The following is an 18,639-nucleotide window of genomic DNA, read 5'->3' on the forward strand; positions in this document are numbered from 1 at the left end:
CATGGGACTCGAAGAGAAACTGCCGAGCGGATTCCTGCTGACCACCGTCGAGCAGGCCGCCGGGTGGGTGCGCAAGTCATCCGTCTTCCCCGCCACGTTCGGCCTCGCCTGCTGCGCCATCGAGATGATGACGACGGGCGCCGGACGGTACGACCTGGCGCGGTTCGGCATGGAGGTCTTCCGCGGCTCGCCGCGGCAGGCGGACCTGATGATCGTGGCCGGGCGCGTCAGCCAGAAGATGGCGCCCGTCCTGCGGCAGGTCTACGACCAGATGCCGAACCCCAAGTGGGTGATCTCCATGGGGGTTTGCGCATCGTCGGGCGGGATGTTCAACAATTACGCGATTGTCCAGGGTGTGGACCATGTGGTCCCGGTTGATATCTATTTGCCCGGCTGTCCGCCCCGGCCCGAGATGCTGATGGACGCGATTCTCAAGCTGCACCAGAAGATCCAGACCTCCAAGCTCGGCGTGAACGCGGAGGAAGCGGCCCGCGAGGCGGAGGAGGCGGCCCTCAAGGCGCTCCCCACCATCGAGATGAAGGGGCTGCTGCGGTGAGCGACGCGAACGGCAATTCCACGAAGGGCAACGCCGCCCACGGCAACGCCTCGAACGGCGTCAACCCGGAGAAGGACCTCGGCGCCGCCAACCTCCCCGGCCAGCGGGGCGAGGGCGGCGAGGAGGTCCGCGTCCAGCGCGGCATGTTCGGCGCCAATAACGGCGGCGACACCTCCGGCTACGGCGGCCTGGTCCGCTCCATCCGGCTCCCGGGCCCGGCGACGCGCCCGTACGGCGGCTGGTTCGACGAGGTCGCCGACGAGCTCGAAGGCGCCCTGGAGGAGCAGGGGCTCCTCCCGGAGAACGCCATCGAGAAGACCGTCGTCGACCGCGGCGAGCTCACCTTCCACATCGCGCGCGAGCACCTCGTCCGGGTGGCCCAGACCCTGCGCGACGACCCCGCGCTGCGCTTCGAGCTGTGCACCGGCGTCTCCGGAGTGCACTTCCTCGGGGACAAGGGCCGCGAGCTGCACGCCGTCTACCACCTGCGCTCGCTGACCCACGGCCGTCTTATCCGCCTGGAGGTCAGCGCCCCCGACGCCGATCCGCACGTCCCGTCCCTGGTCGCGGTCTATCCGACGAACGACTGGCACGAGCGCGAGACGTACGACTTCTTCGGCCTGGTCTTCGACGGCCACCCCGCGCTCACGCGGATCATGATGCCGGACGACTGGCAGGGCTTCCCGCAGCGCAAGGACTACCCCCTCGGCGGCATCCCCGTCGAGTACAAGGGCGCCCAGATCCCGGCTCCGGACCAGCGGAGGTCGTACAGCTGATGAGCACTTCTTCTGCATCCACCGCCGCGTCCGGGTCCGCATCGGCGTCGGCGCGCGAGACCACCGAGGGGACCGTCTACACGGTCACCGGCGGCGACTGGGACGAGGTCGTCCAGTCCGCGGCGCGGGCCGACGACGAGCGCATCGTCGTCAACATGGGCCCGCAGCACCCCTCCACGCACGGCGTGCTCCGGCTCATCCTGGAGATCGAGGGCGAGACGGTCACCGAGGCCCGCTGCGGCATCGGCTATCTGCACACCGGCATCGAGAAGAACCTCGAGTACCGCACGTGGACCCAGGGCACCACGTTCGTGACCCGCATGGACTACCTCACGCCGTTCTTCAACGAGACGGCCTACTGCCTGGCCGTCGAGAAGCTGCTCGGCATCGAGGACCAGATCCCGGACCGCGCCACGATCCTGCGCGTGCTCCTGATGGAGCTGAACCGGATGTCCTCGCACCTGGTCTGCATCGCCACCGGCGGCATGGAGCTCGGCGCGACCACGATCATGATCTACGGCTTCCGCGATCGTGAACTCATTCTCGACATCTATGAGTTGATCACCGGTCTGCGCATGAACCACGCGTACATCAGGCCCGGCGGACTCGCCCAGGACCTGCCGCCCGGCGCGGTGGACCAGATCCGCGAGTTCGTGAAGAAGATGAAGAAGAACCTTCCCGAGTACGACAAGCTCGCCACCGGGAACCCCATCTTCAAGGCCCGCATGCAGGACGTCGGCCATCTCGACCTCACCGGCTGCATGGCCCTCGGCGCCACCGGCCCGGTCCTGCGCTCGGCCGGACTCCCGCACGACCTGCGCAAGTCCGATCCGTACTGCGGCTACGAGACGTACGAATTCGACGTCCCCACCGCCGACACCTGCGACTCCTACGGGCGCTTCCTGATCCGTCTGGAGGAGATGCGCCAGTCCCTGCGCATCATCGAGCAGTGCCTCGACCGGCTGCGCCCCGGGCCCGTCATGGTCGCCGACAAGAAGATCGCCTGGCCCGCCCAGCTGGCCCTCGGCCCGGACGGGCTCGGCAACTCGCTGGACCACATCAAGAAGATCATGGGCACCTCCATGGAGGCCCTGATCCACCACTTCAAGCTGGTGACGGAGGGCTTCCGGGTGCCGCCCGGGCAGGCCTACGCCGCCGTGGAGTCGCCCAAGGGCGAACTGGGCGTGCACGTCGTCTCCGACGGCGGCACCCGTCCCTACCGGGTCCACTTCCGCGACCCGTCCTTCACCAACCTGCAGGCCATGGCGGCGATGTGCGAGGGCGGCCAGGTCGCCGACGTCATCGTCGCCGTCGCGTCCATCGACCCCGTGATGGGAGGCGTCGACCGGTGACCACTGCCGAATCCGAGGGCGTCAGCCTGGGCATGCCCCAACTGCCCCCTCCGGACTACCCGGCCGACGTCCGCGCCCGCCTGGAGGCGGACGCGCGCGAGGTCGTCGCCCGCTACCCGGACTCCCGGTCGGCTCTGCTCCCGCTGCTGCACCTGGTGCAGGCGGAGGAGGGCCATGTGACGCGCACCGGCATGCAGTTCTGCGCGGACGTGCTCGGCCTGACCACCGCCGAGGTGACGGCCGTCGCGACCTTCTACACCATGTACCGCCGGGGTCCTTCCGGCGACTACCAGGTCGGCGTCTGCACCAACACCCTGTGCGCCGTCATGGGCGGCGACGCCATCTTCGAGGCCCTCCAGGAGCACCTGGGCGTCGGCAACGGCGGGACCACCGACGACGGCAAGGTGACGCTCGAACACATCGAGTGCAACGCGGCCTGCGACTTCGCGCCCGTGGTGATGGTCAACTGGGAGTTCTTCGACAACCAGACGCCGCAGAGCGCCAAGCGCCTCGTCGACGACCTGCGCTCCGGAGCGACGGTCGAGCCGACCCGCGGCGCCCCCCTGTGCACGTTCAAGGAGACGGCCCGGATCCTCGCGGGCTTCCCGGACGAGCGCCCCGGCGCCGTCGAGGCGACCGGCGGCGCGGGCCCCGCGTCGCTGGTGGGCCTGCGCCTGGCCAAGGGCGAGACGGCACCCGCGCGCGTGGTCCACCCGAGGGCGGGCGGGCCGGAAGGCGCCCAGCCGCACGACCCGTCGCCGAGCGAGCACCTCAGCTCGCACGACGCGCCGCAGCAGACCTCGGCCTCCGACCCGGACCACCCGGCCGGTCCGACCGCCGAGGAGGGGGAGTGATGACCTTGGCAGCCGAGATCAACGAGACCAGCCCGGAGAAGGTGCTCGCGCCGGTCCTTTCGGCCTTCTGGGACGAGGAGAAGTCCTGGACCCTGGACGTCTACCGGCGCCACGACGGCTACGAGGGGCTGCGCAAGGCCCTCGCGATGGCGCCGGACGACCTCATCGCCTACGTGAAGGACTCGGGCCTGCGCGGCCGCGGCGGCGCGGGCTTCCCCACCGGAATGAAGTGGCAGTTCATCCCGCAGGGCGACGGCAAACCGCACTATCTAGTTGTCAACGCCGACGAGTCGGAGCCGGGGACCTGCAAGGACATCCCGCTCCTCTTCGCGAACCCGCACTCCCTCATCGAGGGCATCGTGATCGCCTGCTATGCGATCCGTTCGTCGCATGCGTTCATCTATCTGCGTGGTGAAGTCGTCCCCGTGCTGCGTCGCCTGCACGAGGCCGTGCGGGAGGCCTACGCGGCGGGCTACCTCGGCAAGAACGTCCTGGGCAGTGGACTCGATCTGGAACTCACCGTGCACGCGGGCGCGGGCGCGTACATCTGCGGTGAGGAGACCGCGCTGCTCGACTCGCTCGAAGGCCGCCGTGGCCAGCCGCGACTGCGTCCCCCCTTCCCTGCCGTCGCGGGCCTCTACGCGTGCCCCACTGTTGTCAACAACGTCGAGTCCATCGCGTCGGTTCCCGCGATCCTGCATCGGGGCAAGGACTGGTTCAAGTCGATGGGCAGCGAGAAGTCACCCGGCTTCACGCTGTACTCGCTCAGCGGCCACGTCGCCTCGCCCGGCCAGTACGAGGGCCCGCTCGGCATCACGCTGCGCCAGCTGCTCGACATGAGCGGCGGCATGCGCCCCGGCCACCGCCTCAAGTTCTGGACGCCGGGCGGCTCTTCGACGCCGATGTTCACCGACGAGCACCTGGACGTGCCGCTGGACTACGAGGCCGTGGGCGCCGCCGGGTCCATGCTCGGCACCAAGGCGCTGCAGTGCTTCGACGAGACCACCTGCGTGGTGCGGGCGGTCACGCGCTGGACGGAGTTCTACGCCCACGAGTCCTGCGGCAAGTGCACGCCCTGCCGTGAAGGCACGTACTGGCTCGTGCAGTTGCTGCGCGACATCGAGGCGGGCAAGGGCGTCATGTCCGACCTCGACAAGCTGAACGACATCGCCGACAACATCAACGGCAAGTCCTTCTGCGCCCTCGGCGACGGCGCCGCGTCGCCGATCTTCTCCTCGCTCAAGTACTTCCGCGAGGAGTACGAGCAGCACATCACCGGCAAGGGCTGCCCCTTCGACCCGGCCAAGTCGACGCTCTGGAGCGACGGGCCCGCCGACACCACGGAGGTGAACGCATGACAGTGACCACCAATAGCGCTCCCTCCGGGGGCGGCGAGGCGGCGGTTCCGCCGGAGGACCTGGTCACGCTGACGATCGACGGCATCGAGATCAGCGTCCCCAAGGGGACCTTGGTGATCCGCGCCGCCGAGCTCCTCGGCATCGAGATCCCGCGCTTCTGCGACCACCCGCTGCTCGACCCGGCCGGCGCCTGCCGCCAGTGCATCGTCGAGGTCGAGGGCCAGCGCAAGCCGATGGCCTCCTGCACCATCACCTGCACCGACGGCATGGTCGTGAAGTCGCAGCTGACCTCGCCGGTCGCCGAGAAGGCCCAGCGCGGCGTGATGGAGCTGCTGCTCATCAACCACCCGCTGGACTGCCCGGTCTGCGACAAGGGCGGCGAGTGCCCGCTGCAGAACCAGGCCATGCAGGTCGGCGACGCGGACTCGCGCTTCGAGGGCAAGAAGCGCACCTACGAGAAGCCGGTACCGATCTCCACCCAGGTCCTGCTCGACCGCGAGCGCTGCGTGCTGTGCGCGCGCTGCACCCGCTTCTCGAACCAGATCGCGGGCGACCCGATGATCGAGCTGATCGAGCGCGGCGCGCTCCAGCAGGTCGGCACGGGCGAGGGCGACCCCTTCGAGTCGTACTTCTCCGGGAACACCATCCAGATCTGCCCGGTGGGAGCGCTCACGTCGCACGCCTACCGGTTCCGGTCCCGGCCCTTCGACCTGGTGTCGTCGCCGTCCGTCTGCGAGCACTGCGCGGGCGGCTGCGCGACCCGCACGGACCACCGGCGCGGCAAGGTCATGCGGCGGCTCGCGCAGGACGACCCCGAGGTCAACGAGGAGTGGATCTGCGACAAGGGCCGCTTCGGCTTCCGGTACGCGCAGAAGCCGGACCGGCTCACCACTCCCTTGGTGCGCAACGCCTCCTCCGGAGAGCTCGAACCGGCCAGCTGGCCCGAGGCGTTGGAGGCGGCCGCCACGGGCCTCGCCGCCGCGCGCGGCCGCGCCGGCGTCCTCACCGGCGGGCGGCTCACCCTGGAGGACGCGTACGCGTACAGCAAGTACGCGCGCGTGGCGCTCGACACCAACGACATCGACTTCCGCGCGCGGGTGCACTCCAGCGAGGAGGCCGACTTCCTTGCGGCCCGCGTCGCCGGTCACGGCCGCGATCTGGACGGCGCCGGTGTCACGTACGCCTCCCTGGAGAAGGCGCCCGCCGTCCTGCTCGTCGCCCTGGAGGCCGAGGAGGAGGCGCCCGGCGTCTTTCTGCGCCTGCGCAAGGCCTGGCGCAAGCACGGCCAGCGCACCTTCTCCCTCGCCACGTACGCGACCCGTGGCCTGGAGAAGGCGGGCGGCACGCTGCTGCCCGCCGCGCCCGGCACGGAGACCGAGTGGCTGGACGCGCTCGCGGCCGGCGTCGGCCTGGAGGCCGACGGCACGAAGGCTGCGGAGGCGCTGCGGGCGGACGGCTCGGTGATCGTCGTCGGTGAGCGCCTCGCGGCCGTGCCGGGCGGGCTCACCGCCGCCGTCAGGGCCGCGGCCGCCACCGGCGCACAGCTGGTGTGGATCCCGCGCAGGGCCGGGGAGCGCGCCGCCGTCGAAGCGGGCGCCCTGCCGTCGCTGCTCCCCGGCGGCAGGCCCGCCACCGATCCCCGCGCGCGGGAGGAGGTCGCCGCCGCCTGGGGCGTGGCCGAACTCCCGCACCGCTACGGCCGCGACGCCGGCCAGATCGTCGAGGCCGCCGCGACCGGCGAGATCGGCGCCCTCCTGGTGGCGGGCGTCGAGGTCGGCGACCTGCCCGACCCGGCACGCGCGCGTGCGGCCCTCGACGAGGTCGGCTTCCTGGTCTCCCTGGAGCTGCGTCCGAGCGAGGTGACCGAACGCGCCGACGTGGTCCTCCCGGTGGCCGCCGTCGCCGAGAAGCCGGGCACCTTCCTCAACTGGGAAGGCAGGGCCCGGCTTTTCGAAGCCGCGCTCAAGCCGGACCAGATGACCCGCAGGCTCGCGCCCACCGACGCGCGCGTCCTGCACATGCTGGCCGACGCGGGCGACATCCACCTGGGCCTGCCGGACCTGCTGACCACCCGACGCGAACTCGACCGGCTCGGCGGCTGGGACGGACCGCACGCCACCGAACCCCTGGAGACGGCGGTCCAGCCGCCCCGCCCGGCCGCGGGCGAGGCCGTCCTCGCCGGCCACCGGCTGCTGCTCGACCTGGGCCGTCTCCAGGAGGGCGACGACGCGCTCGCCGGGACGCGGCACGCGGCGGTGGCCCGGCTCTCGGCGGCCACCGCGGCCGAGGTCGGCGTCAAGGACGGCGACGCGCTCGCCGTCACCGGCGCCACCGGACGCACCGAACTCCCGCTCCAGGTCACGCACATGCCGGACCGCGTGGTGTGGCTGCCCCTGAACTCCGTGGGCGGCGGCGTCGCGGCCGACACGGGCGCGCGCCCCGGCGAGCTCGTGAAGATCGGCCCCGCTGTCCGCGTCGAGCCCGCCCAGGGCGCCCAGGAGGTGCAGTCATGACGCCGCTCGCCGCCGAAGACCTCTCCATGTTCGGGCGCGACCCCTGGTGGCTGATCGCCCTCAAGGCGGTCTTCTGCTTCGCGTTCCTGATGCTGACCGTGCTGTTCTCCATCGTGTGGGAGCGCAAGGTCGTCGCCTGGATGCAGCTGCGCATCGGCCCGAACCGGCACGGCCCCTGGGGCATGCTGCAGTCCCTCGCGGACGGCATCAAGCTGATGCTCAAGGAAGACCTGATCGTCAAGCGCGCGGACAAGGTCGTCTACGTCCTCGCTCCGATCGTCGCCGCCATTCCCGCCTTCATGGCGATCGCGGTGATCCCCTTCGGGCCCGCGGGCAACGAGGTCTCGATCTTCGGGCACCGCACCACGATGCAGCTCACCGACCTGCCGATCGCGATGCTCTACGTCCTCGCGGTCGCGTCGGTCGGCATCTACGGCATCGTGCTCGCGGGTTGGAGTTCCGGATCCACCTATCCGCTGCTCGGCGGCCTGCGCTCGTGCGCGCAGATGATCTCGTACGAGATCGCGATGGGCGCGGCGTTCGCGTCGGTGTTCCTGTACTCCGGGTCGATGTCGACGTCGACGATCGTGGAGGCACAGCAGGAGCGCTGGTACGTGGTGCTGCTTCCCGTGTCGTTCCTGATCTACATCGTGACGATGGTCGGCGAGACCAACCGCGCGCCGTTCGACATGCCGGAGTCCGAGGGCGACCTCGTCGGCGGGTTCAACACCGAGTACTCGTCGATCAAGTTCGCGATGTTCATGCTCGCCGAGTACGTCAACATGGTGACCGTATCGGCCGTGTCCGTGACGCTCTTCCTCGGCGGCTGGCGGGCGCCCTGGCCCATCAGCACCTTCTGGGAGGGCGCCAACCACGGCTGGTGGCCGATGGCCTGGTTCGTGCTCAAGGTGCAGCTGCTGCTGTTCTTCTTCATCTGGCTGCGCGGCACGCTGCCCCGCGTCCGCTACGACCAGCTGATGAAGCTCGGCTGGAAGGTCCTCATCCCGGTCTCGGTGGTCTGGCTGATGCTCGTCGCCACCGTCCGCGCCCTGCGCAACGAGGACTACGACTTCGCGGAAATCGCACTCTACGTAGGCGGCGGAGTCATCGCGCTGCTGCTGCTCTCCTTCGTCGTCGACCTCTTCCGCGACCGGCGCGAGAAGGAGGAGGCGGCGACGGCCCCGGTTCCCGAGGGCGCCTTCGACCCGATGGCCGGCGGCTATCCGGTGCCGCCGCTGCCGGGGCAGACCTTGCCGCCCGTGCCGCGGCGACGGCCTCGAGGGGGGTCCCCCCGCGCGAGCGGAGCCGAGCGTGGGGGAGAGCGGGAGTTGATTGTCAGTGGTGGGCCAGATACTCAAAGTGACGGAAAGGAGGCGTCCGATGGCTGAGCAGTCGAACGAGCCGGAGCGGCGGCAGCAGCCGCGGCTGCCCGAGCAGCAGGGAGCGGCGGAAGCGCAGCAGGCGAACCAGTCGAACCAGGGGTTCCAGAACCCGGTCGCGGGCTTCGGCGTGACCTTCAAGGCCATGTTCAAGAAGCGGCTGACCGAGCAGTATCCGGAGCAGCAGAAGACCACCGCTCCCCGCTTCCACGGCAGGCACCAGCTCAACCGCCATCCGGACGGCCTGGAGAAGTGCGTCGGCTGCGAGCTGTGCGCCTGGGCCTGCCCGGCGGACGCGATCTACGTGGAGGGCGCGGACAACACGGAGGAGGAGCGCTACTCCCCGGGCGAGCGGTACGGCCGGGTGTACCAGATCAACTACGCCCGCTGCATCCTCTGCGGCCTGTGCATCGAGGCGTGCCCCACGCGCGCGCTGACGATGACGAACGAGTTCGAGCTCGCCGACAGCAGCCGCGAGAACCTGATCTACACCAAGGAGCAGCTGCTCGCGGGCCTCGAAGAGGGCATGGTCGACGCACCGCACGCGATCTACCCCGGCACGGACGAGGGGGACTACTACCGCGGCCTGGTGACGCAGGCCGCGCCCGGCACGGAGCGCCAGGTCGCCGTCTCCAAGGGCGAGCAGCCGGAGCAGGAGGTGGAGGCATGACCGCCGTCGCGGCCTACACCACCTCCACCGGCGAGGCCTTCCAGTTCTGGGTGCTCGGCACGGTCGCCGTGATCGGCGCGCTGTGCACGATCCTCATGAAGAAGGCGGTGCACAGCGCCCTCTGCCTCGCCGGGACCATGATCATCCTGGCGGTGTTCTACCTCGCCAACGGGGCGTACTTCCTGGGCATCGTCCAGATCGTCGTCTACACCGGCGCGATCATGATGCTGTTCCTGTTCGTGGTCATGCTCGTCGGCGTCACCGCCGCCGACTCCCTGAAGGAGACCATCAAGGGCCAGCGCTGGCTGGCCCTGATGTGCGGACTCGGCTTCGCCGTCCTGCTGTTCGCCGGGATCGGGAACGCCTCGCTCGGAGACTTCAAGGGCACCGCCAAGGCCAACGAGGGCGGCAACGTGGAGGGCCTCGCGTCCCTCATCTTCACGAAGTACGTCTTCGCCTTCGAGATCACCGGCGCCCTCCTGATCACCGCGACCGTCGGCGCGATGATGCTCACGCACCGCGAGCGCACGGAGCGCGCCAAGACGCAGCGCGAGCTCGCCGAGCAGCGCGTGCGCGAGGGCAAGCACCTGCCGCCGCTGCCGGCCCCGGGCGTCTACGCCCGGCACAACGCCGTGGACATCGCGGGCCTGCTCCCGGACGGCACGCCGTCGGAGCTCACGGTCAACAGGACGCTGCGGGAGCGCGGCCAGATCCGCGACGTGTCCAGCGAGGCCCTGGAGGACCTGCGGGCCCTGGAGCAGCGCTCCACCGACCGCCTGGAGCGGCCCGATCTGCGCCGCACCGACATCGGGCGCAACGGGAACGGCAACGGCACCCGGGCCGGGCAGACCGAGGAGGCGTCGAAGTGAATCCGGTCAACTACCTGTACCTGGCGGCCCTGTTGTTCGCCATCGGCGCCACCGGAGTCCTGATCAGGCGGAACGCGATCGTGGTCTTCATGGGCATCGAGCTGATGCTCAACGCGTGCAACCTGGCGTTCGTCGCCTTCTCCCGGCTCCACGGCAACCTGGACGGCCAGATCATCGCCTTCTTCACGATGGTGGTGGCCGCGGCCGAGGTCGTGGTCGGGCTCGCCATCATCATCTCGCTGTTCCGCTCCCGCCACTCGGCTTCGGTCGACGACGCCAGCCTGATGAAGCTGTAAGGGGTCGCTGAATCGTGGAGAAATTCATCGCGCTGCTCATCGCGGCGCCCCTGCTCGGAGCGGCCGTGCTGCTGTGCGGCGGGCGGTTGCTCGACCGCGTGGGCCACTGGATCGGCACGCTGCTCGCGGCCTTCTCGTTCGTCATCGGCCTGGCGCTCTTCGTCGACATGCAGGCCAAGAGCACCGACGAACGGGCCCTGTACCAGCACCTGTTCAGCTGGATCCCCGTCGAGGGCTTCCAGGCGGACGTCGCCTTCCAGCTCGACCAGCTGTCAATGACGTTCGTCCTGCTGATCACCGGCGTCGGCACGCTGATCCACCTGTACTCGATCGGGTACATGGAGCACGACGAGCGCCGCCGCTTCTTCGGCTATCTGAACCTGTTCCTCGCGGCGATGCTCCTGCTCGTCCTCGCCGACAACTACCTGCTCCTGTACGTCGGCTGGGAGGGCGTCGGCCTCGCCTCGTACCTCCTGATCGGCTTCTGGCAGCACAAGCCCAGCGCGGCCACCGCGGCGAAGAAGGCCTTCCTGGTCAACCGCGTCGGCGACATGGGCCTGTCCATCGCGATCATGCTGATGTTCACCACCTTCGGGACGTTCGCCTTCGGTGACGTCCTGGAGTCCACGGGGGAGACGAGCGAGGGCAAGCTCACGGCGATCGGCCTGATGCTGCTGCTCGCGGCGTGCGGCAAGTCCGCGCAGGTGCCGCTGCAGTCCTGGCTCGGGGACGCGATGGAGGGCCCGACGCCCGTCTCGGCCCTGATCCACGCGGCGACGATGGTGACCGCGGGCGTGTATCTGATCGTGCGCTCCGGCGAGATCTTCAACGCCGCGCCGGACGCGCAGCTGGCCGTGACCGTGGTGGGCGCGGTGACGCTGCTCTTCGGTGCGATCGTCGGTTGCGCGAAGGACGACATCAAGAAGGCCCTCGCCGGCTCCACGATGTCGCAGATCGGCTACATGATCCTGGCCGCGGGCCTCGGCCCCGTCGGCTACGTCTTCGCGATCATGCACCTGGTGACGCACGGCTTCTTCAAGGCCGGGCTCTTCCTCGGCGCCGGTTCGGTCATGCACGGCATGAACGACGAGGTGGACATGCGGAAGTACGGCGGCCTCAGGAAGTACATGCCGGTGACCTTCGTGACGTTCGGGCTCGGCTATCTGGCCATCATCGGCTTCCCCGGTCTGTCCGGCTTCTTCTCCAAGGACAAGATCATCGAGGCGGCGTTCGCCAAGGGCGGCACGGAGGGCTGGATCCTCGGCTCGGTGGCGCTGCTCGGCGCGGCCATCACGGCGTACTACATGACGCGCGTGATGCTCCTGACCTTCTTCGGGGAGAAGCGCTGGCAGCCCGACGCTGAGGGCAACGAGCCGCACCCGCACGAGTCGCCCAAGTCCATGACGATCCCGATGATCCTGCTCGCCTTCGGGTCGGTGTTCGCCGGCGGGTTCTTCAGCATCGGCGACCGCTTCATGCACTGGCTGGAGCCGGTCACGGAGCACGACCACGGCGACTCCCCGCTCAGCGCGGCCACGGTCACCGGCGCCACCATGGTGGTCCTGGTCATCGGCGTGGCCCTGGCCTGGCTGCAGTACGGCCGCAGGCCGGTCCCGGTCGTCGCCCCGCGCGGCTCCCTCGTCACCCGTGCGGCCCGCCGCGACCTGCTCCAGGACGACTTCAACCACGTGGTCCTCGTGCGCGGCGGCGAGCACCTCACGCGCTCCCTGGTGTACGTCGACCACACCCTGGTCGACGGCGTGGTCAACGGCACGGCGGCCTCGGTCGGCGGGCTCTCGGGGCGCCTTCGCAAGCTCCAGAACGGCTACGCCCGTAGTTACGCGGTCTCGATGTTCGGGGGCGCGGCGCTCCTCATCGCCGCGACCCTGCTGATGAGGGCGGTCTGATACCGATGTCCTTTCCTCTGCTGACAGCGACGGCGGCCCTGCCCGCGGTCGGCGCGATCGCCACGGCGGCCGTTCCCGCCGCCCGGCGGACCGCTGCCAAGTGGCTCGCACTGCTCGTCTCGGTCGCCACGCTCGCCCTCGCCGTGGCCGTGTTCGTGCGGTTCGACCCGGACGGCGACCGCTACCAACTGACCGAATCGCACGCCTGGATCAAGGACTTCGGGGTGCGGTACGAGCTCGGTGTGGACGGCATCGCCGTCGCTCTCATCGCGCTCACCGCCCTCCTGATCCCCTTCATCATCCTGGCGGGCTGGCACGACGCCGATCCCCTGGAGACGAAGTCCTCGCGCTGGCGCCCGACTCAGGGCTTCTTCGCCCTGATCCTCGGCGTCGAGGCGATGGTGATCATCTCCTTCGAGGCCACCGACGTCTTCCTCTTCTACATCTTCTTCGAAGCCATGCTCATCCCGATGTACTTCCTCATCGGCGGCTTCGGAGACCGCGCCCACGCGGGCAGCGACGAGAACGCGTCGGCGCAGCGCTCGTACGCCGCGGTGAAGTTCCTCCTCTACAACCTCGTCGGCGGCCTGATCATGCTCGCCGCCGTGATCGGTCTCTACGTAGTGGCGGGAAACTTCTCCCTCCAGGAGATCGCCGAGGCGCGGGCGAACGGCTCGCTCGACATGGCGACGAACACCGAGCGACTGCTGTTCCTCGGCTTCTTCTTCGCCTTCGCCGTGAAGGCCCCGCTGTGGCCGCTGCACACCTGGCTGCCGAACGCGATGGGCGAGTCCACGGCCCCGGTCGCCGTGCTGATCACGGCGGTGGTCGACAAGGTCGGCACGTTCGCGATGCTGCGCTTCTGCCTCCAGCTGTTCCCGGAGGCGTCGAAGTGGGCGACGCCGGTGATCCTCGTACTGGCGCTGATCAGCATCATCTACGGTGCGCTGCTCGCCGTCGGCCAGCGCGACATCAAGCGCCTGGTGGCGTACGCGTCGATCTCGCACTTCGGGTTCATCGTCCTCGGCATCTTCGCGATGACGTCCCAGGGGCAGTCGGGCGCGACGCTCTACATGGTCAACCACGGCATCTCGACGGCCGCCCTGATGCTGGTCGCGGGCTTCTTGATCTCGCGCCGCGGCTCGCGTCTGATCGCGGACTACGGAGGGGTGCAGAAGGTCGCGCCGGTGCTCGCGGGCACCTTCCTGGTCGGCGGTCTCGCCACGCTCTCGCTGCCCGGGCTCGCGCCGTTCGTCAGTGAGTTCCTGGTCCTGGTCGGCGCGTTCGCGCGCTATCCGGCGGTCGGGATCATCGCGACGCTCGGCATCGTGCTCGCCGCGCTCTACACCCTCGTCCTCTACCAGCGGACGATGACGGGCCCGGTCAAGCCGGAGGTCTCGGCGATGCCCGACCTGCGGGTGCGCGAACTGATCGTGGTGGCCCCGCTGATCGCGCTCCTGATCGGCCTCGGCGTCTACCCGAAGCCGCTCACGGAGCTGGTGAACCCGGCGGTCAAGCACACCATGTCCGACGTACAGAAGAAGGATCCCCGGCCCGACGTGGAGGCGGCCAAGTGAGTGCGACAGCCGTCCACAGCCTGTGGACAACGGCGGCCGAGCCGATCGACAAGATCGACGCTCCGAAGATCGAGTACGGTCAGCTGGCGCCGACCCTGATCATCATCGGCGCCGCCGTCATCGGAGTGCTCATCGAAGCCTTCGTACCGCGCAAGTTCCGTTACTACGCCCAGCTGTTCGTGTCGGTCGTCGCGATCGCCGCCGCCTTCGCCGCGGTCGTCGCGCTCGCCGCCGGGGACTACGGCACCACGAAGGCGCGCATCGCGGCGATGGGCGCGATCGCGGTCGACGGCCCCGCGCTGTTCCTCCAGGGCACCATTCTGCTCGCCGGACTGGTCGCGATCTTCACGTTCGCGGAGCGGCGCCTCGACCCGGCGGCGCACGGCAACCGCGTCGACTCCTTCGTGGCGCAGGCCGGGGCCGTGCCCGGCGGGAAGGGCGAACAGGCCGCCGTGAAGGCCGGGTTCGCCACCACTGAGGTGTTTCCGCTCGCCCTGTTCGCGATCGGCGGCATGCTCGTCTTCCCGTCGGCGAACGACCTCCTGACGCTCTTCATCGCCCTCGAGGTCTTCTCGCTCCCGCTCTACCTGCTGTGCGCCCTCGCCCGCCGCAAGCGGCTCATGTCGCAGGAAGCGGCCGTGAAGTACTTCCTGCTCGGCGCCTTCGCCTCCGCGTTCACGCTGTTCGGCATCGCGCTCCTGTACGGGTACGCGGGCTCGGTGTCGTACGCCACGATCGCGCAGGTCGTCGACGGCACCGTCGAGACGGTCGACCCGGCGCTCGCGGACACCATGGGCAACGACGCGCTGCTCCTGATCGGCGCCGCGATGGTCGTGATGGGCCTGCTGTTCAAGGTCGGCGCGATCCCCTTCCACATGTGGACGCCCGACGTCTACCAGGGCGCGCCCACGCCCGTCACCGGCTTCATGGCGGCGGCGACGAAGGTGGCCGCGTTCGGCGCGCTCCTGCGCCTGCTGTACGTGGTCCTGCCCGGCCTGCGCTGGGACTGGCGGCCGGTGATGTGGGGCATCGCGGCGCTCACCATGCTCGGCGGCGCGATCGTCGCGATCACCCAGACCGACATCAAGCGGCTCCTCGCGTACTCGTCGATCGCGCACGCCGGCTTCATCCTCGCCGGTGTCATCGCGACCTCGGAGGACGGCGTCTCGTCGGTGCTCTTCTACCTGGGCGCGTACTCGTTCGTGACCATCGGGGCGTTCGCGGTCGTGACCCTGGTGCGGGACGCGGGCGGCGAGGCGACGCACCTGTCGAAGTGGGCGGGGCTCGGGCGCCGCTCACCGCTGGTCGCCGCGGTGTTCGCGGTCTTCCTCCTCGCCTTCGCGGGCATCCCGCTGACCTCGGGGTTCGCCGGGAAGTTCGCGGTGTTCAAGGCGGCGGCCGAGGGCGGGGCGGGTGCCCTCGTGGTGGTCGGTGTGATCTCGTCGGCGATCGCGGCGTTCTTCTACATCCGCGTGATCGTCCTGATGTTCTTCAGCGAGCCGAAGGCGGACGGCCCGTCGGTCGCCGTGCCGTCGCCGCTGACGACGACGGCCATCGGGATCGGCGTCGCGGTGACGCTGGTGCTCGGTGTGGCGCCGCAGTACTTCCTGGACCTGGCGGGACAGGCGGGCGTGTTCGTCCGCTGACCCGGCCGCGCCTCGCGCAGGGCCCCGGCTCCCCTCGGGAGGGCCGGGGCCCTGCGCGTACGCCGGGGAGCTAGGCCTTGGGGCACCGCACCGCGGGGTTCCACGGGGAGAAGACCCCGGTGGGGTTCTCCTCGTAGATCCAGGCGTGCAGGTCGTAGTGGACCGGCTGGCCCGGGAAGTGGCCGTCCATCGGGCCGTCGAAGGGCACCCCGAAGAGCGAGGGCCGGTCGTCGTCCGTCGTCTTGTCCCCGTCGGCGTCGTTGACGATCCACTCGACGGCGACGAGCTCGCGCTTTCCGTCCTTCGCCGGGGCGTACAGCAGCGCGGCGGGCTTCGCCGGGTCCACGGAGCCTATGTTCTTGGCGTTGACGTAGTGGTAGCCCATGCCGCCGAGCTCCGGGTCGGCGGCGCACTCGTCGGTGCGGGCGAACCCGTCCTGGACCGCGAGCGGCTCGTAGGCGTACTTCGCGGTGGCGGCGTACGTCTTGCTGAGACCGGTCCACTTGGCGATCACGGCCGCCGCGTCCGGGGGGAGGGGCGGCGGGGGCGCGGCCTGGGCGGGCGCGGCGGACAGGGCCAGACAGGACGCCGCCGCGAGCGCGAGGGCGGCCTGAACGGTGGGGCGAACGGACATCTGGGGGCTCCTAGAGGGAGGGAAGGGGCGCGCGCAGCGGCGCCGCGCCCGTCAGCGGGTCCCCCCGTCCCGCGCAAGGAGCATGGCCCGCGGCGCACCGGGCCGCCACGGCGACTGGGCCATTGGACTGATCGTGGGCGGGGCGCGTCGGCCCCGGACGGGCCTGTGGATAACTCCGTGCCTGTCGGCGCCGACGCCTATCGTGGTGGGAGTGAGACAGCGGGGCGCACGGGGGGACGGACGGGGGCCAGGACGATGGGCGTGACGGGCGGTACGGGTGTGATGACGGAAGCGGACGCGGGAGCGGCCGGTGCGGGCGGCGGTGTCCGGTCGGGCGGGAGCGAGGCCCTGGCCACGCTGCACCGGATCTTCGGGTACGAGTCGTTCCGCGGCGACCAGGAAGCGATCATCGAGCATGTGGTGGCGGGCGGCGACGCGGTCGTGCTCATGCCCACCGGCGGCGGCAAGTCGCTGTGCTACCAGATCCCGGCCCTGGTCAGACCCGGTACGGGCGTCGTGGTCTCGCCGCTGATCGCGCTGATGCAGGACCAGGTGGACGCGCTGCGGGCGCTCGGCGTGCGCGCGGGCTTCATCAATTCGACGCAGGACTTCGACGAGCGCCGCGTGGTCGAGGCGGAGCTCCTCGCCGGCGAGCTCGACGTGCTGTACCTGGCGCCGGAGCGGCTGCGCCTGGACACCACGCTCGACCTGCTGTCCCGGGCCAAGATCTCCGTCTTCGCGATCGACGAGGCGCACTGCGTGGCCCAGTGGGGCCACGACTTCCGGCCGGACTACCTGGCGCTCTCCGTCCTCGGCGAGCGCTGGCCGGACGTGCCGCGCCTCGCCCTGACGGCGACGGCCACGGACGCCACGCACCGGGAGATCACGCAGCGCCTCGGCATGCCGGACGCCCGGCACTTCGTGGCGAGCTTCGACCGGCCGAACATCCAGTACCGGATCGTGCCCAAGTCCGACCCGAAGAAGCAGCTCCTCACCTTCCTGAAGGAGGAGCACGACGGCGACGCGGGCATCGTCTACTGCCTCTCGCGCAAGTCGGTGGAGCAGACCGCCGAGTTCCTGTGCGCCCACGGCGTCGAGGCCGTGCCGTACCACGCGGGCCTGGACGGCGGCACCCGCGCGCGGCACCAGTCGCGCTTCCTGCGCGAGGACGGCCTGGTCGTGGTCGCCACGATCGCCTTCGGCATGGGCATCGACAAGCCGGACGTCCGCTTCGTGGCCCACCTGGACCTGCCCAAGTCGGTGGAGGGGTACTACCAGGAGACGGGCCGCGCGGGCCGCGACGGACTGCCGTCGACGGCCTGGATGGCGTACGGCCTCCAGGACGTCGTCCAGCAGCGGAAGCTGATCCAGGGCAGCGAGGGCGACGAGGCGTTCCGGCGCCGCGCGGCCGCCCATCTGGACGCGATGCTCGCGCTGTGCGAGACGGTCCAGTGCCGCCGCGCCCAGCTCCTGACGTACTTCGGCCAGGACCCGACGGAGTCCTCGTGCGGGAACTGCGACTCGTGCCTGACCCCGCCGGAGACCTGGGACGGCACGGTCGCCGCGCAGAAGGTGCTGTCCACGGTGGTGCGCCTGAAGCGCGAGCGCGGCCAGAAGTTCGGCACGGGCCAGATCGTGGACATCCTGCTCGGCCGCAAGACGGCCAAGGTCATCAAGTTCGACCACGACCAGCTGTCCGTCTACGGCATCGGCGAGGAGCTGAACGAGGCCGAATGGCGGGGCGTGGTCCGGCAGTTGCTGGCCCAGGGGCTGCTCGCGGTCGAGGGGGAGTACAGCACGCTGGTGCTGACCGACGACAGCGGTTCGGTGCTCAACCGGCAGCGGGACGTGCCGCTGCGCAAGGAGCCGAAGAAGCCCGCCGGTTCCGCGCGGTCCGCTCCGCGGGGTGAGCGGAAGGCGCGGGCCGCTGCCGCGGTGGCGGAGCTGCCGGAGGAGGCGGCGCCCCTCTTCGAGGCGCTGCGGGCGTGGCGGGCCGCGCAGGCTCGGGAGCAGGGGGTTCCGGCGTACGTCATCTTTCATGACGCGACGCTTCGGGAGATTGCGGTGGCGCGGCCGGCGTCCGTTGACGAGTTGGGTGGGATCAGCGGGGTCGGGGAGAAGAAGTTGGCGACTTATGGGGAGGGTGTGTTGGGGGTGGTGGCGGAGCTGGGGGTGTAGGCCCTCGCGGTGCGCCCCAGACCCGCCCCTTCCCGAACCAGGGGGGCTCCGCCCCCCTGGACCCCCCTTTCATC

General features: G+C 70.2%; 15 protein-coding genes. 14 read left to right on the forward strand and 1 reads right to left on the reverse strand.

Annotated features, from left to right (window positions below):
• Window position 1 precedes the first annotated feature (1 nt).
• Genes ACFWZ5_RS11860 through nuoN form a run of 13 tightly spaced genes read left to right on the forward strand, consistent with a single transcriptional unit; the run spans window position 2 to window position 15,753 of the window.
• The gene (locus tag ACFWZ5_RS11860) at window positions 2-556 is read left to right on the forward strand and encodes an NADH-quinone oxidoreductase subunit B family protein (RefSeq protein WP_016640165.1); all 555 of its coding nucleotides are present in this window, start codon (window positions 2-4) and stop codon (window positions 554-556) included.
• On the forward strand, window positions 553-1,332 hold the full coding sequence (locus ACFWZ5_RS11865) for an NADH-quinone oxidoreductase subunit C (protein ID WP_384795425.1): 780 nt from the start codon (window positions 553-555) through the stop codon (window positions 1,330-1,332). Before ACFWZ5_RS11860 ends, ACFWZ5_RS11865 begins: the two co-directional genes overlap by 4 nt.
• A complete protein-coding gene (locus tag ACFWZ5_RS11870) occupies window positions 1,332-2,684 on the forward strand; it encodes an NADH-quinone oxidoreductase subunit D (protein ID WP_384795427.1) in 1,353 nt (450 codons plus the stop codon). Before ACFWZ5_RS11865 ends, ACFWZ5_RS11870 begins: the two co-directional genes overlap by 1 nt.
• Window positions 2,681-3,538, forward strand: coding sequence for an NADH-quinone oxidoreductase subunit NuoE (gene nuoE / locus ACFWZ5_RS11875; protein WP_384795429.1), 858 nt, complete (start codon window positions 2,681-2,683; stop codon window positions 3,536-3,538). The genes ACFWZ5_RS11870 and nuoE overlap by 4 nt, the downstream gene beginning before the upstream one ends.
• Complete coding sequence (nuoF, locus tag ACFWZ5_RS11880; RefSeq protein ID WP_384795431.1) at window positions 3,535-4,896, forward strand: NADH-quinone oxidoreductase subunit NuoF; 1,362 nt, start codon at window positions 3,535-3,537, stop codon at window positions 4,894-4,896. The genes nuoE and nuoF overlap by 4 nt, the downstream gene beginning before the upstream one ends.
• On the forward strand, window positions 4,893-7,409 hold the full coding sequence (locus ACFWZ5_RS11885) for an NADH-quinone oxidoreductase subunit G (RefSeq protein ID WP_384795433.1): 2,517 nt from the start codon (window positions 4,893-4,895) through the stop codon (window positions 7,407-7,409). Before nuoF ends, ACFWZ5_RS11885 begins: the two co-directional genes overlap by 4 nt.
• Window positions 7,406-8,797, forward strand: a complete 1,392-nt coding sequence (gene nuoH / locus ACFWZ5_RS11890; protein ID WP_384795434.1) for an NADH-quinone oxidoreductase subunit NuoH — start codon at window positions 7,406-7,408, stop codon at window positions 8,795-8,797. Before ACFWZ5_RS11885 ends, nuoH begins: the two co-directional genes overlap by 4 nt.
• The gene (gene nuoI, locus ACFWZ5_RS11895; RefSeq protein ID WP_384795436.1) at window positions 8,790-9,458 is read left to right on the forward strand and encodes an NADH-quinone oxidoreductase subunit NuoI; all 669 of its coding nucleotides are present in this window, start codon (window positions 8,790-8,792) and stop codon (window positions 9,456-9,458) included. The genes nuoH and nuoI overlap by 8 nt, the downstream gene beginning before the upstream one ends.
• On the forward strand, window positions 9,455-10,327 hold the full coding sequence (locus ACFWZ5_RS11900; RefSeq protein ID WP_384795438.1) for an NADH-quinone oxidoreductase subunit J: 873 nt from the start codon (window positions 9,455-9,457) through the stop codon (window positions 10,325-10,327). Before nuoI ends, ACFWZ5_RS11900 begins: the two co-directional genes overlap by 4 nt.
• Window positions 10,324-10,623, forward strand: coding sequence for an NADH-quinone oxidoreductase subunit NuoK (gene nuoK, locus ACFWZ5_RS11905; protein WP_384795440.1), 300 nt, complete (start codon window positions 10,324-10,326; stop codon window positions 10,621-10,623). Before ACFWZ5_RS11900 ends, nuoK begins: the two co-directional genes overlap by 4 nt.
• A gap of 14 nt (window positions 10,624-10,637) precedes the next feature.
• Window positions 10,638-12,530, forward strand: a complete 1,893-nt coding sequence (nuoL, locus tag ACFWZ5_RS11910; RefSeq protein ID WP_384795442.1) for an NADH-quinone oxidoreductase subunit L — start codon at window positions 10,638-10,640, stop codon at window positions 12,528-12,530.
• Window positions 12,531-12,535: 5 nt separating this feature from the next.
• Window positions 12,536-14,107 carry an NADH-quinone oxidoreductase subunit M gene (locus tag ACFWZ5_RS11915; protein WP_384795444.1) on the forward strand — a complete coding sequence of 524 codons (1,572 nt, stop codon included), beginning with the start codon at window positions 12,536-12,538 and terminating at the stop codon, window positions 14,105-14,107.
• Window positions 14,104-15,753, forward strand: coding sequence for an NADH-quinone oxidoreductase subunit NuoN (nuoN, locus tag ACFWZ5_RS11920; protein ID WP_384795446.1), 1,650 nt, complete (start codon window positions 14,104-14,106; stop codon window positions 15,751-15,753). Before ACFWZ5_RS11915 ends, nuoN begins: the two co-directional genes overlap by 4 nt.
• Before the next feature lie 70 nt (window positions 15,754-15,823).
• Here the strand turns inward: nuoN and ACFWZ5_RS11925 are convergent, their stop codons facing one another.
• Window positions 15,824-16,387, reverse strand: a complete 564-nt coding sequence (locus ACFWZ5_RS11925; RefSeq protein WP_384795448.1) for a hypothetical protein — start codon at window positions 16,385-16,387, stop codon at window positions 15,824-15,826.
• 255 nt (window positions 16,388-16,642) lie between these two features.
• Here ACFWZ5_RS11925 and recQ point away from each other — a divergent pair, with 255 nt between their 5' ends.
• Window positions 16,643-18,565: a DNA helicase RecQ gene (recQ, locus tag ACFWZ5_RS11930; RefSeq protein WP_384795450.1), complete on the forward strand. Its 1,923-nt coding sequence runs from the start codon at window positions 16,643-16,645 to the stop codon at window positions 18,563-18,565.
• Window positions 18,566-18,639 lie beyond the last annotated feature (74 nt).

The organism is Streptomyces sp. NPDC059003 (assembly GCF_042740445.1).
Lineage (GTDB): Bacteria > Actinomycetota > Actinomycetes > Streptomycetales > Streptomycetaceae > Streptomyces.

Excerpts from the sequence above, each read along its gene's own strand:
- ACFWZ5_RS11860 (WP_016640165.1), top strand. The coding sequence starts at position 2 with ATGGGACTCGAAGAGAAACTGCCGAGCGGATTCCTGCTGACCACCGTC.
- ACFWZ5_RS11870 (WP_384795427.1), top strand. The coding sequence starts at position 1,332 with ATGAGCACTTCTTCTGCATCCACCGCCGCGTCCGGGTCCGCATCGGCG.
- ACFWZ5_RS11885 (WP_384795433.1), top strand. The coding sequence starts at position 4,893 with ATGACAGTGACCACCAATAGCGCTCCCTCCGGGGGCGGCGAGGCGGCG.
- nuoH (WP_384795434.1), top strand. The coding sequence starts at position 7,406 with ATGACGCCGCTCGCCGCCGAAGACCTCTCCATGTTCGGGCGCGACCCC.
- nuoI (WP_384795436.1), top strand. The coding sequence starts at position 8,790 with ATGGCTGAGCAGTCGAACGAGCCGGAGCGGCGGCAGCAGCCGCGGCTG.
- ACFWZ5_RS11900 (WP_384795438.1), top strand. The coding sequence starts at position 9,455 with ATGACCGCCGTCGCGGCCTACACCACCTCCACCGGCGAGGCCTTCCAG.
- ACFWZ5_RS11915 (WP_384795444.1), top strand. The coding sequence starts at position 12,536 with ATGTCCTTTCCTCTGCTGACAGCGACGGCGGCCCTGCCCGCGGTCGGC.
- ACFWZ5_RS11925 (WP_384795448.1), bottom strand. The coding sequence starts at position 16,387 with ATGTCCGTTCGCCCCACCGTTCAGGCCGCCCTCGCGCTCGCGGCGGCG.
- recQ (WP_384795450.1), top strand. The coding sequence starts at position 16,643 with ATGGGCGTGACGGGCGGTACGGGTGTGATGACGGAAGCGGACGCGGGA.